A 15,764-nucleotide genomic window follows, 5' to 3' on the forward strand; every position below is an offset into this window, starting at 1 on the left:
ATTACTGGAAGGCGGTAACTGAGCGAATCCCCAGCGGCTTACATAAGTAAGTGACTGGGGTGAATGAAATCAGCCAACGCACATGTAACTTGAAGTATGACGAGTATCGCAGGTTGACGATTTCCCTGGTGTTGGCGCAGTATTCGCGCACCCCGGCCTCGGTCGGGGTTATTTTTTTTCAGCTTCCGCCGCCCACTCACGTAACACCTGCACATCATTGCGCCATTCTAATTTTAATTCATCGACCCAATCTTGCACGTTATCCCACCATGCTGGCAGTGTCGGGGTTTGGATCTGCTGTGCAAGCTGCTGGATATGACGCAAACCGACAGAACCGGCAGCACCTTTAATCTTATGCGCCTCTTCGGTAATACCCTTTTGGTCCCGTGCCGTCATGTTTGAGTCCAACACCGACAAATAGCTGGGCATCATCTGTTCAAACATTTCCAGGCTTTGATGAATTAATTGTGGGCCAACCAAATCGATGTATTGCTCCAGCATTGCAGTATCAAGTAACGATTCATGGGTTTGCATCACTTTATGCTCCTGTTTTTTCGCCGAGGTTGAGGGCTTATGATCCCAAAATTGCTTAATCATCGCCGTGAGCGCAGGAACTGACAACGGCTTGCTCAGCACGTCATCCATCCCAGCATCTAAATACTCTTTTTTGTCTTTAAGTACGTTGGCGGTCAATGCCACCAGTGGCGGTAATGACTCTGCCACATATTCCGCCCGAATTTGGCGCGCAATGTCCAACCCGCTCATATCCGGCAACTGGATATCCAACAGCACTAAATCAAAATCATCAGGTTTAAACATCGCCAGTGCATCATGGCCATTCATTGCCACCTCAACGCTGTTGCCTAATTTCTCCAATACCGAGCGCGCGACAATGACGTTCAGCTCGATATCTTCCACCAGCAATACATGCAACGCAGGCAGAGGTATGTCATCGCCTGATGGCACACTCGCGGCTTGCTGCACCGCAGGTGCTTTAATGGTCAAGGTAAAGCATGAACCGGCCCCTTGGGTACTTTTCACCGTAATATCGCCCCCCATGCTTTGTGCCAAGCGTTTAGATACCGCCAGACCAATGCCAGTACCGGTTGCCGGGCGGCCACCATTGCGATCTTTCACCTGATAATACATGGCGAAAATCTTATCCTGTTCATCTTCGGGGATGCCCATACCTGAATCTTCTACTTCAAAGATCAAACGGTCACTCCCCTCACGCCGTACCCGCACCACAATTTTACCTTGCTGAGTAAATTTCACGGCATTGCCGATTAAGTTCCACAGAATCTGGCGCAAGCGGGTGCCATCGGTAATCACTTTCTCCGGCAGCGGCAATTGCGGTTCCATAATGAACTTCAACCCTTTTGGCTGAACCAACAGGCCCGAAAGGTTCTCAAGATCTGCCATAAAACCTGTAAAATCAATTGGCTGATTATCAAGCTGGACTTTACGCCTTTCCAATTTATCCATCTCAATAATATCGTTGAAGATATTCCCAAGAGTAATAGCACTGACATGAATGGTTTTCAGATACTTTAGCTGTTCGCTGTCTAATTCGGTATCAAGCAGGATACGGCTTAGGCCAACAATGCCATTAAGCGGCGTACGCAGCTCGTGGCTGATTGTTGAGATGAAGGTAGTCTTATCCCTACTGGCGTTCTCCAGCGCATCCTGATAGCGCTTACGCTCGGTTATATCACGCCCAAACCCCATCAATCCGTGCCGTTTACCAACACGATCATAAAAGGGCACTTTACGCAGTTCAAAGCAGGCTTTGCGGCCATCGGGATAAACCAGCCACTGCTCATAGGTAAGAGAGACGTTATGGCGGAAGACTTTCTCGTCGGTTTCCATCACTTTTTCGGCGATATCCGGCGCATAGACATCTTTGGGCGTCAGCCCAACCAGCTGTTTCTCACTCTTGCCCGTCAACAGCTCCATCGCCCGGTTGCAGCCAGAGAACTCATTATCTTCATTGCGGTAATAAACCAGATCTGGCGACGCATCCAAAAAGGATCGCAATAACGCCGACTGCTGCCCCAGCTCAACCTGCGCCTGCTCACGGTGCCCCATCTCTTCTTTTAGTTTATCAACCACTTGTAGGTGCGCTTTTTCCGCTTTTTCACGCTCAACAATTTCCTGATTGAGTTGAGCAATATTTTCGGTCAGTTGTTTATTCAGCTCTAAATCGCGATAACGCATCACTTCAAGCTTTTCAACCAGACGCGATAAGCGCTGGCGCGACTCTTCCAATTGCTCAACCACTACCGACAAGAAATAGACTGCCCAAGGCGTAATCAACAAACCAAAGAAAATGGAACGTACCAGATCGAGGGTTTCAACAGAGCCACTCAGCACCAACGTCACCGCCATCTGCACCACCATGGCCAGTAACACCAGCACAGAGGCCAGTAGCAGTGAGAAGCGAACCAGTCCTAACTTAACCATTAAATCAACATAGTACTGGGCTAATACCCTGATTTGCTTCATAGCAACCCCTGTCAGTGTTTCTGAATATGCCTTGGAATCTACACCCAAAGTCATTGGAGTTGCAGGTAGGCAGCCAGCAAGCGAATCCCGATAAGCTTTTTCATGTAGGGTCAACTACAAGTAAGTGATTCGGGTGAGCGAGCGTAGCTAACAACTCTGTAGCTTCAAGGACGAAGGGTATAAATCATACCGTAAAACCGCCAAGAGATAAGATGGCTTGCTTAGAAGTGTGGAAAAGATTGCAAATCACGGTGAGAGATTGGGAAATAAGCCGATTATCTGCCAACCGGCAGCTCGCAAAGGCCAGGGCGTAGCGCGCGAAAGTAGTTTGGGTGCAGCTACCGGAGCGTACACCTGCCCTTATAAATACCAGTTACGTGAGGATGGCGAGCACAGCCTAAACCCCGAATACGCACGCGCAGTAGCCGCTCACAACCCCGAGGCCTGCCCGCCATGGGCCAGCATATAATTATTCAGCTCATTCATACCGGTCCAGCGATTCTCGCACCACAACGGGGCCAACAACGTGGGTCTGCGCGCACTGGCAGAGATCCGATGATAGACAATCTGCGCTGGAGTATGGCGGATCATTTCACCCGCAGTCACAACATATTGTTCCAACGCCAGTTCCGCCAACCGCCCTGCCCGCCATGCTTTTCCCATCGTGCTACCTTCCACGATATGGAGCGGATGCAGTTTTAACCCATCAACACCGGTTGCCACCACTTGTTCTAGCGTTGCCATATTCTGTGGCTTATCTTCGCCGGGTAAGCCGACAATCAAATGACAGCATACTTTCAGCCCACGGGCACGGGCGCGGCGGGCTGTTTGCTGATAACAGGCGAAATCATGCCCACGGTTAATACGCTTGAGCGTTTTATCATTAGCGGTCTGTAGCCCCAACTCCAGCCAGACTTCATAACCTTGCTGGTGATAACCACTCAATAAATCCAATACCGCATCCGGGACACAATCGGGCCGGGTTCCCACACACAAACCGACAATGTCAGCTTCGGCTAAAGCCTGTTCATACATCACAGCTAAAGCATTAACCTCTGCATAAGTACTGGTATAGGCCTGGAAGTAGGCCAGGTAACGTTTTGCCCGATTAGTTTTTTTTGCCTGCGCCGCTAGCTGCTGCGCAATACTCTGTTGCTGCATGTTCTCATCGGCAAATGAAGCCACCTGACAAAAGGTACAGCCCCCTCGACCGAGTGTTCCATCACGATTAGGGCAGCTAAACCCGCCGTGCAACGTGAGTTTATGCACTTTTTCACCGTAACGGCGCTGTAAATCCGCACCAAACATATTGACTAATTTCTGCAACTGCATAATCTTGGCACTGCCTGTCAAAAAGAGCTTAAGGCTACCCGCTAGCGATGCAATTCGCGATGACAGAGATCAACTCCCACGCCCTTGGGTGCAACCTCGCATAACCATTCATTATAAATGCAAATAAAATCACTTGACCAATGATTAAATTTTCTTATTTCCACCAACCTGTTAGCGCTTCTATTACAATTCAGTGAAAAATAGTTTAATAAACCAATAAATATTTAAATAGCAGAGTTTAATTCTAACATCCCCGCCAGCACTAGCATGGTGCAGAGATTTGTCGATTGCACTATAGTGAGACAGCTCACAATTTCACGCCTATCTCATTGAGTATGAGATGGGTTAAAAGTACCAATAAATATATATTTTTCATTGTGATAACCCCATTTATTACCTTAAAGATATATCTTAAGCCTATATTTGACCTGAGTATTCTTTCTCGCTAAGTTGGAGGTCCGCTGGAAGCTTTCTAGACGGGCAAACGTCTAGTCATAATTATGCAGTAATTTAAGACTCCCTCTTAAAACAAGTCTTATACCACTTGTGAGAACCGTCACAAGAGGCCATTGGCGGAGGGCGGAAAAGCAGATTTGTCGCGAAATACGCGGCTCTCAGCCCACCCCGCCTGATGTAACCATGTCCTTCTGGAGTCGGTTTGTGAGAGTCTCGCAGAGCCTGGGGAGGTTCACTGATATGTTGTACGATAAATCCCTTGAGAGGGACAACTGTGGTTTCGGCCTAATCGCCCACATAGAAGGCGAACCTAGCCATAAGGTAGTGCGTACCGCTATACACGCACTGGCCCGCATGCAACACCGTGGCGCGATACTTGCTGATGGCAAGACCGGCGACGGTTGTGGCTTGTTGTTACAAAAACCGGATCGTTTTTTCCGGATGGTCGCTGAAGAACGCGGATGGCGTTTGGCCAAAAACTATGCCGTAGGCATGATGTTTCTCAGTCAGGACGAAGAACTCGCCAAGGCAAGCCGCCGCATTGTAGAAGAAGAATTGCAAAACGAAACGCTGTCGATTATCGGCTGGCGTGAAGTGCCGACCAACCCGGATGTTCTCGGTGAAATTGCCCTCTCCTCCCTGCCTCGGATTGAACAAATTTTTGTGAACGCCCCTGCTGGCTGGCGTCCACGTGATATGGAACGCCGCCTGTTTGTGGCGCGTCGCCGTATCGAAAAGCGTATTTCAGAAGATAAAGATTTCTACGTATGTAGTTTCTCTAATCTGGTGACGATCTATAAAGGCTTGTGCATGCCTGCGGATCTACCGCGCTTCTATCTTGATTTGGCTGATTTGCGCATGGAGTCGGCAATCTGCCTGTTCCACCAGCGCTTCTCAACCAATACCGTGCCACGCTGGCCACTGGCTCAGCCGTTCCGTTATCTGGCCCACAACGGCGAAATCAATACCATCGCCGGTAACCGCCAATGGGCGCGTGCACGTGCTTATAAATTCAAAACGCCATTAATCCCGGATTTGCAGGATGCGGCTCCTTTCGTCAATGAGACCGGCTCTGACTCCAGTTCACTGGATAACATGTTGGAACTGTTCCTCAGTGGCGGTATGGACTTGATTCGTGCCATGCGTCTGTTAGTGCCACCGGCCTGGCAGAACAACCCAGATATGGATACCGACCTGCGCGCCTTCTTTGACTTCAACTCCATGCATATGGAGCCGTGGGATGGCCCGGCCGGGATTGTGATGTCAGATGGCCGTTATGCCGCTTGTAACCTTGATCGTAATGGCTTGCGCCCTGCGCGCTACGTTATCACCAAAGATAAGCTGATCACTTGTGCTTCTGAAGTGGGCATCTGGGATTATCAGCCCGATGAAGTGATTGAAAAAGGTCGCGTCGGCCCCGGTGAACTGATGGTGATCGATACCCGCAGCGGTAAGATCCTCCATTCAGCCGAAACGGATAACGATCTGAAAAGCCGCCACCCGTATAAAGAGTGGATGGAGAAGAACGTTAAGCGTCTGGTGCCGTTCGAAGATCTGCCAGAAGATCAGGTGGGCAGCCGTCAGTTAGATGATTCGACACTGGAAACCTACCAGAAGCAATTTGGTTACAGCAGTGAAGAGCTGGACCAAGTCATCCGTGTGCTGGGTGAAATTGGTCAGGAAGCCACCGGCTCAATGGGCGATGATACCCCATTTGCGGTGCTATCCAGCGGCCCACGTATTATTTACGATTACTTCCGCCAGCAATTTGCGCAGGTCACCAACCCGCCCATCGATCCACTGCGTGAAGCACACGTTATGTCACTGGCGACCAGTATCGGTCGTGAAATGAACGTGTTCTGCGAAGCAGAAGGTCAGGCGCACCGGCTGAGCTTTAAATCGCCGATCCTGTTGTTCTCTGATTTCCAACAGTTAACCACGTTGGAAGGGGAACATTATCGTGCTGATCGTGTGGATTTGACCTTTGACCCTGCCGAAACTGACCTGGAACAAGCAGTTCTGAGATTATGTGAAGAAGCAGAGCGCAAAGTCCGTGACGGTGCCGTGATGCTGGTACTGTCTGATCGTGCCATCGCCCCTAACCGCCTGCCGGTACCCGCACCAATGGCTGTCGGCGCTATCCAGACCCGCCTGGTTGAGAAAAATCTACGCTGCGACGCCAACATTATTGTTGAAACTGCCAGTGCCCGCGACCCGCATCACTTCGCCGTGCTGCTCGGTTTTGGTGCGACTGCGATTTACCCTTATTTAGCTTATGAATCATTGGCTAAATTGGTTGATAGCCAAGCGATTGATAAGAAGTATCGCGATGTGATGCTTAACTATCGTAATGGGATCAACAAGGGCCTATACAAAATTATGTCCAAAATGGGCATTTCAACTGTGGCCTCTTACCGCTGTGCCAAGCTGTTTGAAGCGGTTGGCCTGCATCGTGATTTGTCTAATCTCTGTTTCCAGGGCGTGGTCAGTCGTATCGGTGGAGCTAGCTTCAGTGATTTCCAACAGGATCTGCAAAATCTGTCTAAACGTGCCTGGCTGAAACGCAAGCCGTTGGATCAGGGCGGTTTATTGAAGTTTGTTCACAACGGCGAATACCATGCGTATAACCCGGATGTGGTCAGCACCTTACAAAAAGCGGTTCACAGTGGTGAATACAGCGATTATCAGGTTTATGCCAAGCTGGTTAATGAGCGCCCGATTGCCACACTGCGTGATCTGTTAGCCATTAAACCGCAAGGCACCCCGATCCCGGTGGATCAAGTGGAACCGGCTGAATCACTGTTTACTCGCTTTGATACGGCGGCAATGTCTATCGGCGCACTTAGCCCGGAGGCCCATGAATCATTGGCTATCGCCATGAACAGTCTGGGTGGCTTCTCTAACTCCGGTGAAGGTGGCGAAGATCCAGCCCGTTACGGTACGAATAAAGTTTCTCGTATTAAGCAGGTGGCCTCTGGTCGTTTCGGTGTGACACCGGCGTATCTGGTAAATGCCGATGTTATCCAGATCAAAGTGGCACAAGGTGCAAAACCGGGTGAAGGCGGCCAGTTACCGGGTGATAAAGTCACACCCTATATCGCCAAACTGCGCTATTCCGTACCGGGAGTAACATTGATCTCCCCACCACCGCACCATGATATTTACTCAATCGAAGACCTGGCACAGCTCATTTTCGACTTGAAACAGGTCAATCCGAAAGCTTTGATTTCGGTGAAACTGGTATCTGAGCCGGGCGTGGGTACCATTGCTACCGGTGTAGCGAAAGCTTATGCCGACCTGATTACCATTGCTGGGTACGACGGTGGTACCGGTGCCAGCCCGCTCTCTTCAGTGAAATATGCCGGTTGCCCGTGGGAGCTGGGATTAGTTGAAACGCAACAAGCGCTGGTTGCCAACGGCCTGCGCCATAAAATCCGTCTACAAGTGGATGGTGGCTTGAAAACCGGCGTCGATATTGTTAAAGCCGCGATTCTGGGTGCAGAAAGCTTCGGCTTCGGTACCGGGCCTATGGTGGCACTCGGTTGTAAATACTTACGTATTTGCCACCTGAATAACTGCGCCACCGGTGTAGCAACTCAGGATGAAAAACTGCGTCGTGACCATTATCACGGCTTGCCTGAAAGGGTGGTTAACTACTTCCAGTTTATCGCGCGGGAAACCCGTGAAATCATGGCTGAGTTGGGTGTAAGCCAACTGGTTGATTTAATTGGTCGTACTGACATGCTGCTGGAGCTGGATGGCATCTCAGCCAAACAGAATAAACTGGACCTGTCGCCGATGCTGAAAACCGCTACGCCACATCCGGGTAAGGCACTATATTGTACCGAAAGTAACCCTCCGTTCGATAAAGGCATACTGAACAAAGAGTTACTGTCGCAAGCTGAACCGCACATTGAAGCGAAACACAGCAAGACGTTCTACTTCGATATCCGTAATACTGACCGTTCCGTAGGTGCCGCGCTGTCGGGCGCGATTGCCACTAAACATGGTGATCAAGGTCTGGCAACCGACCCCATCAAAGCTTATTTCTCCGGTACTGCCGGTCAAAGCTTTGGTGTCTGGAATGCCGGTGGCGTTGAGTTAACCCTGACCGGTGATGCCAACGACTATGTCGGTAAAGGGATGGCCGGTGGCCGTATTGCAGTGCGCCCTCCTGTCGGCTCTAACTTCCGCAGCCATGAGGCCAGCATTGTCGGCAACACCTGTCTCTATGGCGCGACTGGCGGCAAATTATTCGCCGCAGGCCGTGCAGGTGAGCGTTTCGCCGTGCGTAACTCTGGGGCTATCACCGTTGTTGAAGGTATCGGTGATAACGGCTGTGAATACATGACTGGTGGTATTGTCTGCGTACTGGGTCGCACTGGGATTAACTTCGGTGCTGGTATGACCGGCGGTTTTGCTTATGTTCTTGATGAAGATGGTGAATTCCGTAAACGTGTTAACCCTGAGCTGGTGGAAGTCCTGGATGTTGATCAATTGGCAATCCATGAAGAGCATCTGCGTGGGCTGATCACTGAGCATGTTCAGTTGACCGGTTCTAGCCGTGGCGAAGAAATTCTGGCTAACTGGCCAGAGTGGGTGACCAAATTTGCTTTGGTTAAACCGAAATCCAGCGACGTGAAAGCACTGTTGGGCCACCGTAGCCGTTCCGCAGCCGAGCTGCGGGTTCAAGCGCAGTAAGGGGTTGAAATGAGTCAGAATGTTTATCAGTTTATCGACCTACAGCGCGTAGATCCGCCAAAAAAGCCGCTGAAGATCCGTAAAATTGAATTTGTTGAGATTTACGAGCCGTTTTCGGAAACCCAGGCCAAAGCACAGGCAGACCGCTGCCTGTCTTGTGGTAACCCTTATTGCGAATGGAAGTGCCCGGTTCATAACTACATTCCTAATTGGCTGAAACTGGCCAACGAAGGGCGCATCATGGAAGCGGCGGATCTGGCCCACCAGACCAACAGCTTACCGGAAGTGTGTGGCCGTGTGTGCCCACAGGACCGTTTGTGCGAAGGGTCTTGTACCCTGAACGACGAATTCGGTGCGGTGACTATCGGCAACATCGAGCGCTACATCAGCGATAAAGCCATTGAGATGGGCTGGAAGCCTGATATGTCGCATGTTCACCCGACCGGTAAACGTGTCGCGGTGATCGGTGCTGGCCCTGCCGGGCTGGCCTGTGCCGACGTATTAGCACGCAACGGCGTACAAGCCGTGGTATTTGACCGCCATCCAGAGATTGGCGGCTTGCTGACCTTCGGTATTCCAGCCTTTAAGCTGGAAAAAGAAGTGATGATTAAGCGCCGTAAAATCTTCTCCGAGATGGGTATCGAATTCCAACTCAATACTGAAATCGGTAAAGATATCACCATGGATGCGCTGCTGAAGGAGTATGACGCGGTGTTCCTCGGTGTGGGTACTTACCAATCGATGCGCGGTGGTCTGGCAAATGAAGATGCCTCGGGTGTCTATGATGCGCTGCCATACCTGATTGCCAATACCAAGCAGTTGATGGGCTTTGATGCGACCGTCCACGAGCCATATATCAATATGGAAGGTAAGCGTGTCGTGGTGCTGGGCGGCGGTGATACCGCAATGGACTGTGTGCGTTCATCGATTCGCCAAGGGGCAACAGATGTGGTGTGCGCCTATCGTCGTGATGAGGTCAACATGCCAGGTTCCAAGCGGGAAGTGAAAAACGCCCGTGAGGAAGGAGTTGAGTTTAAATTCAACTTGCAACCATTAAGCATCGAAGTTAACAACAACGGCAACGTCTGTGGTGTGAAGATGGTTCGTACCCAACTGGGCGCACCTGATGCACAAGGCCGCAGCGTGGCTGAGCAGATCCCAGGGTCTGAACATGTGCTGCCAGCAGATGCAGTGATAATGGCATTTGGTTTCCGTCCACACAGCATGGAGTGGTTGGCGGCGCATGACGTGGCATTGGATAAGCAGGGCCGCGTAGTGGCCCCTGAGAGCACTGATAATGCGTTTCAGACCAGTAACCCGAAAATCTTTGCCGGTGGCGATATCGTCCGTGGCTCTGATCTGGTGGTGACAGCCATCGCCGAAGGCCGCAAAGCCGCAGATGGCATCATGAATTATCTGGAAGTCTGACAGTAAAAGTATCCTGCCATAGACTTAACACTAGAGGGCTGGTTATCCAGCCCTTTTTACTGCTTTTTTTCCACGCACATCCACTTCAACTCAAGATTTTGTAACAATCTCAACCACCTTATTTGCAGCAATTTATAGCTGAAGCGCTATAGTAAAGGCCGAGCTCCGATAGGTTTATGCTTTCCGTACTTATACTTTCTGTATCTATGTTTTTTGGCCTGACCCCATGGCTAGCCTTATTATTACGCCTTGTTTTAAATAAAGGATTATCTGTTATGAAATCTCACTTACTTTTTATTGCTGGCGGCTTGCTGGCGATCAGCAGCAGCGCATTGGCTATGTCTTTGAATTATCAAGAAGTTGGTTATAATATTGAGGCGCGTGGCGCGCGCGCTGTGGTAGCCGAGCTGGCAAAAGCGGGGCAACTGCCTGCGGTAGAAAATAATATTAAGCTGGGTGATGACAACTGGATTGCCATGGCCCCTAAACTGGTCGATGCCGGTAATGCGAATTTCACTGCTGGGGTGAAATCGGCACTCTCTTCTGCACTGATTTATAACCCGGCCGCAGTACTAAAAGCGGTGAGCGACAGTAAAACACTGACAGTATCAGATATTTGTACCGCACCGGCAGATGTCAAAGACAGTGCAGCCAAAGCCAGCTTCCAACAGCGCGCATCTCATACCTTATCGACTATCAGAAATAGCGATATGATGAGTCAACGTGATAGTTGTCTGGCTGAGTTGAAAAAACTGTCTTAATTATTGGTTATTTGGCAGAAATAATAAGGGCGGCTAATGCCGCCCTTATTGGGTATGGTAACGCTTGGTGCAAGAGAACAGTGTTGTTCGTTACTTAACAACCCGTAATGCTGGGCGACCACCGCTACGTGGCGGTTTTGGTGGCTCATCATCCGGGGAATGACTATCGTCCTGTGATACCTGAGTATCACCAGTGACTAATGTCAGGTTCTCAGCCGGTGCCGTCTCGCTGCCTTCCTCTGTGAAAGCCTCAAAATTGCCATCAGCATCAGAATCGTAAGCTTCTTCAGGCTCAAACATAGTGCCAGAGCCGTTTTCACGCGCATAGATAGCCATTACCGCAGCCATCGGCACGGTAACTTGACGAGGAACGCCACCGAAACGGGCATTGAAACTTACACCCTCGTTACCCAGCTCCAAATTACCCACGGCACGCGGTGCTACATTCAATACAATCTGCCCATCACGGGCAAATTCCATCGGCACCGAAACACCCGGCCGGGTGACATCCACAACCAGATGCGGAGTCAGTTGATTATCAATCAACCACTCGTAAAATGCGCGCAACAGATAGGGACGGCGCGGAGACATATCCGACATCTCCATAACAGTTAACCTCGGGTTTTCAGGTGCATTTCACGTTCAGCTTCAGTCAGGGAAGCCAGGAACGCATCACGCTCAAACACACGTGTCATATAACCCTTCAACTCTTTAGAGCCAGCACCGGTTAACTCGATACCTAAGACAGGTAAACGCCACAGCAGCGGAGCCAGATAGCAATCAACCAAGCTGAATTCTTCGCTCATAAAGAAAGGCATTTCATTAAATACCGGCGCGATAGACAACAGAGCTTCACGTAGCTGCTTGCGGGCTGCTTCAGCTTCCTGAGCATTACCTTGTTCGATCTTATGCATCAGGGAATACCAGTCTTTCTCGATGCGATTCATCATCAAACGACTGCTACCACGTGCAACAGGGTATACCGGCATCAATGGAGGATGAGGGAAACGCTCATCCAAATACTCCATGATGATACGGGATTCATACAATGTTAACTCGCGATCAACCAAAGTAGGAACGGTCTGGTAGGGATTGAGGTCAATCAGGTCCTGCGGCAGATTACCAGCTTCAACCTGCTCAATCTCAACACTGACACCTTTCTCCGCCAGTACGATACGTACTTGATGGCTAAAAATGTCGGTCGGGCCGGAAAACAGCGTCATTACCGAACGTTTGTTGGCAGCGACAGCCATGAAAACCTCCAAGATTATCTAGAAAACAGTGCGAATAGCCCACGGTTAGGTTGCTATCCTGAGTCGTTTTACCGCCGGTTCGTCATCTCGACAGCTGTTGCCGTAAATAAGCCTTGGTCGAGATAGTTATTCAGCCAGGGAGATACACGGACGCCAACAGTTCGCCGAACAGGCACAAAAGTGGGTGATAGTTTACCAGATTTTGCATGTTTTGTGGGGATGGTGCTGCGATTTCGTGATTAATTGTCTATCCGACAACGGTTTAGCAACGAAAATATAATATGTGATGCTATGGAAAGTGGTTTTTCAGGCATAAAAAAACCCGGTGAGACACCGGGTTTTTGCCATTAATCTGATGCCATAAAGGCAAAAAATTAACGTTTGGAGAACTGTGGACGGCGACGTGCTTTACGCAGACCCACTTTCTTACGCTCAACTTCACGCGCATCACGCGTTACGAAGCCAGCTTTACGCAGTTCTGGGCGCAGAGTCTCGTCATATTCCATCAGTGCACGGGTAATACCGTGACGGATAGCACCAGCTTGACCAGAAATACCACCACCTTTAACAGTGATGTACATGTCAAACTTGCTAACCATATCTAGCAGTACGAGCGGTTGCATAACAACCATACGGCCAGTTTCACGACCGAAGTACTCTTCGATGCTACGTTGGTTAATAACGATATTACCGCTACCCGGCTTAAGAAAAACGCGTGCAGCAGAACTTTTGCGGCGACCAGTGCCGTAGTATTGATTTTCAGCCATTGCCATAATCCCGATTAAATGTCCAGAACTTGCGGTTGCTGCGCCGCATGATTGTGCTCAGTACCTGCGTAAACTTTAAGTTTACGAAACATTGCACGGCCCAGCGGACCCTTCGGCAGCATGCCTTTAACCGCGATTTCAATCACACGCTCAGGACTGCGGGCAATCATCTCTTCAAAGGTCGCTTGTTTGATACCACCGACGTAGCCGGTATGACGGTAATAAATCTTGTCTGTACGCTTGTTACCGGTTACAGCAACTTTTTCTGCGTTCAGAACGATGATGTAATCACCAGTATCAACGTGCGGGGTGTATTCCGCCTTGTGCTTGCCGCGTAGGCGACTAGCCAGTTCAGTAGCGAGGCGACCTAAGGTCTTACCGTTCGCGTCAACAACATACCAGTCACGTTTTACAGTTTCTGGTTTCGCTGTGAAAGTTTTCATTATAAAAGCTTACCCAATTAATAAGTTACACGTTGGTGAACACCCAAACGTTCAAAAACAGTTGAGGCTCACACGACCATCAGTCCAGCAAACCTACCCCTTCGAATAGCCAATGCCGGCACTATCAAAGTTTTTGGGAAAAAAACTTTGTTGTAACGTGGGGTCGCAAGATTATAGAGAAGTCGACGTTAAAAATCGAACTGTTTTTGACGAGAAAGGTATAAATTAAACATGTTAAGTTAGGGCGAAGGAAAATCGCCCACCACAGAATAGCATTTTAGCGGGTCAGAAGTGAATAACGGTCGTGCAGATTATCCCTATGGCAGATGCGGTAAAGAGAGATACTCTTCACTTTGCATCTCTTGTAACCGCGATAAACAGCGTTGATATTCGAATTTAAGGCGCTCACCGCAATAAATATCGAACATTGATACTTCTGCCGCAATAATCAATTTTACCCGCCGTTCATAAAACTCATCCACGAGTGCCAGAAAACGCCTGGCCGTATTCTCATCTCGCGTCTCCATGCGGTGGACGTTGTGCAGTAATACCGTGTGATAGAGTTTGGATAGCGCAATGTAATCCAACTGGCTGCGGGCTTCTTCACACAATGTATGGAAATCTACCGCCAGAACACCCTGTGCTGAACAAATAGCAGGCAATGGCCGATGATTTACTTCCAGTATCGGCGCTTGGTCCCCCTCTTTACCGGCCAGTTTGACAAAAATATCGTCCATCGCCTGTTCAGTTTGTGGATTCAAGGGCGTCAGATAAAGATTTGCCTGAGTCAGGGTCCGCAGGCGGTAATCAATCCCCGCATCGACATTCATCACATCACAATACTGTTTAATCAATTCAATGGCTGGCAAGAAGCGGGCACGCTGTAAACCGTTATGATACAAATTATCCGGTGGAATATTGGAGGTGGTAACCAACGTGATACCTCTGGCAAAGAGTGCCTCCAGCAATGTCGCCAGTAACATGGCATCAGTAATATCCGAGACAAAAAACTCATCAAAGCACAGCACATCAGTCTGCGCTTTGAAACCGTCGGCAATAATCTCCAGCGGATTTTCATGACCTTGCAGCTCAGTCAGTTCTTGATGTACCCGTAGCATACAACGATGGAAATGCAGTCGCAGCTTGCGCTCACCCGGCAAGCTGTGGAAAAACAGATCCATCAGCCAGGTTTTACCCCGCCCAACACCGCCCCACATATATAGCCCCTGGGCGGGTCGTATGGGGGTCCGGGGTACAGCTCGCCCAATCAAACGGTTCAGCCGCCCGCGCAGACTCGTGCTGGTCGGCGCTATACTCTGGCGTTGATTTAGTTCCTGATAAAGCCTATCCAACCGTGCTACAGCACGCCGTTGTACCTCATCAGGTTGGTAGTCGCCAGCATCAAGTGCCTGCTGGTAAAGTGCTGTAGGTGTACTTGGTTGCATGTTTATCAACAATCCCTGATAAAATAGTTATCTACTTTTTGCGCGACTTTGTTGCTGATTTATCGGGCAATCGCCGCATTTACCGACACTGCCACTGCGAAGAAAGCCTGATAACCATAAGCAAAGTTGCATCAGGATTCCACTCCGACAAGGTTAACGGTTATAGTGGGTATTATTAAGTGAAAAAGTCCTGCTGAACAATGAAGTCAAAAAAGGAGTCATCATGACCTGGGAGTATGCGCTTATTGGGTTGGTTGTTGGTATCGTGATTGGCGCGGTGGCTATGCGCTTTGGCAACCGCAAATTGCGTCAGCAGCAAGTGCTGCAAAATGAGCTGGAGAAAAGCAAAACTGATTTGGAAGAATACCGTCAGGAACTGGTTGGGCATTTTGCCCGCAGTGCTGAGTTGTTGGATAATATGGCTCGCGACTATCGCCAGCTCTACCAACATATGGCGAAAAGCTCCAATAACTTATTACCGGACTTGCCACTGCAAGATAACCCGTTCCGCTACCGTCTGACTGAATCTGAAGCAGATAATGATCAGGCACCGGTAAAAATGCCACCTCGGGATTACTCTGAAGGCGCATCGGGGTTATTACGCCCGGAGCATCAGACCCGCGATTAAGCACACGTTTAGCTATCATACTGACTACGGTGGGGTGTATCTCAC

The 15,764-nt window shown here is 49.7% G+C and carries 11 protein-coding genes; 4 read left to right on the top strand and 7 right to left on the bottom strand.

From position 1 onward, the window contains the following. Positions 1–168: 168 nt before the first annotated feature. Positions 169–2,505 carry an aerobic respiration two-component sensor histidine kinase ArcB gene (gene arcB, locus Q2T72_RS19300; protein WP_083162300.1) on the bottom strand — a complete coding sequence of 779 codons (2,337 nt, stop codon included), beginning with the start codon at positions 2,503–2,505 and terminating at the stop codon, positions 169–171. Positions 2,506–2,934: 429 nt separating this feature from the next. Then, positions 2,935–3,837, bottom strand: coding sequence for a TIGR01212 family radical SAM protein (locus tag Q2T72_RS19305; protein WP_372569694.1), 903 nt, complete (start codon positions 3,835–3,837; stop codon positions 2,935–2,937). A 696-nt stretch (positions 3,838–4,533) separates the two neighbouring features. On the opposite strand from Q2T72_RS19305, the gene gltB reads away from it, so the two are divergent. From gltB to Q2T72_RS19320, 3 genes are all read left to right on the top strand, one after another. Continuing rightward, the gene (gene gltB, locus Q2T72_RS19310) at positions 4,534–8,994 is read left to right on the top strand and encodes a glutamate synthase large subunit (protein WP_083162296.1); all 4,461 of its coding nucleotides are present in this window, start codon (positions 4,534–4,536) and stop codon (positions 8,992–8,994) included. A gap of 9 nt (positions 8,995–9,003) precedes the next feature. Continuing rightward, positions 9,004–10,422: a glutamate synthase small subunit gene (locus Q2T72_RS19315; RefSeq protein WP_372569695.1), complete on the top strand. Its 1,419-nt coding sequence runs from the start codon at positions 9,004–9,006 to the stop codon at positions 10,420–10,422. 275 nt (positions 10,423–10,697) lie between these two features. Continuing rightward, the gene (locus Q2T72_RS19320; protein WP_083162292.1) at positions 10,698–11,183 is read left to right on the top strand and encodes a hypothetical protein; all 486 of its coding nucleotides are present in this window, start codon (positions 10,698–10,700) and stop codon (positions 11,181–11,183) included. Between the two features lie 90 nt (positions 11,184–11,273). On the opposite strand, the gene sspB is transcribed toward Q2T72_RS19320, so the two are convergent. From sspB to zapE, 5 genes are all read right to left on the bottom strand, one after another. Further along, entirely contained in the window at positions 11,274–11,789 is a 516-nt protein-coding gene (gene sspB, locus Q2T72_RS19325) for a ClpXP protease specificity-enhancing factor (protein ID WP_083162290.1), read from the bottom strand. A 5-nt stretch (positions 11,790–11,794) separates the two neighbouring features. Then, positions 11,795–12,436 (bottom strand): stringent starvation protein SspA, encoded by a 642-nt coding sequence (gene sspA, locus Q2T72_RS19330; protein ID WP_083162288.1) that lies wholly within the window; start codon positions 12,434–12,436, stop codon positions 11,795–11,797. Between the two features lie 374 nt (positions 12,437–12,810). Next, positions 12,811–13,203, bottom strand: coding sequence for a 30S ribosomal protein S9 (gene rpsI / locus Q2T72_RS19335; RefSeq protein ID WP_049612534.1), 393 nt, complete (start codon positions 13,201–13,203; stop codon positions 12,811–12,813). Positions 13,204–13,217: 14 nt separating this feature from the next. After that, positions 13,218–13,646, bottom strand: coding sequence for a 50S ribosomal protein L13 (gene rplM, locus Q2T72_RS19340; RefSeq protein WP_049612536.1), 429 nt, complete (start codon positions 13,644–13,646; stop codon positions 13,218–13,220). Between the two features lie 317 nt (positions 13,647–13,963). Then, positions 13,964–15,091, bottom strand: a complete 1,128-nt coding sequence (gene zapE, locus Q2T72_RS19345) for a cell division protein ZapE (protein WP_083162286.1) — start codon at positions 15,089–15,091, stop codon at positions 13,964–13,966. Between the two features lie 223 nt (positions 15,092–15,314). On the opposite strand from zapE, the gene zapG reads away from it, so the two are divergent. Further along, the gene (zapG, locus tag Q2T72_RS19350) at positions 15,315–15,719 is read left to right on the top strand and encodes a Z-ring associated protein ZapG (protein ID WP_004714934.1); all 405 of its coding nucleotides are present in this window, start codon (positions 15,315–15,317) and stop codon (positions 15,717–15,719) included. Positions 15,720–15,764 lie beyond the last annotated feature (45 nt).

This window comes from Yersinia sp. 2466 StPb PI (assembly GCF_041538325.1).
GTDB classification, from domain to species: Bacteria; Pseudomonadota; Gammaproteobacteria; order Enterobacterales; family Enterobacteriaceae; genus Yersinia; species Yersinia enterocolitica_E.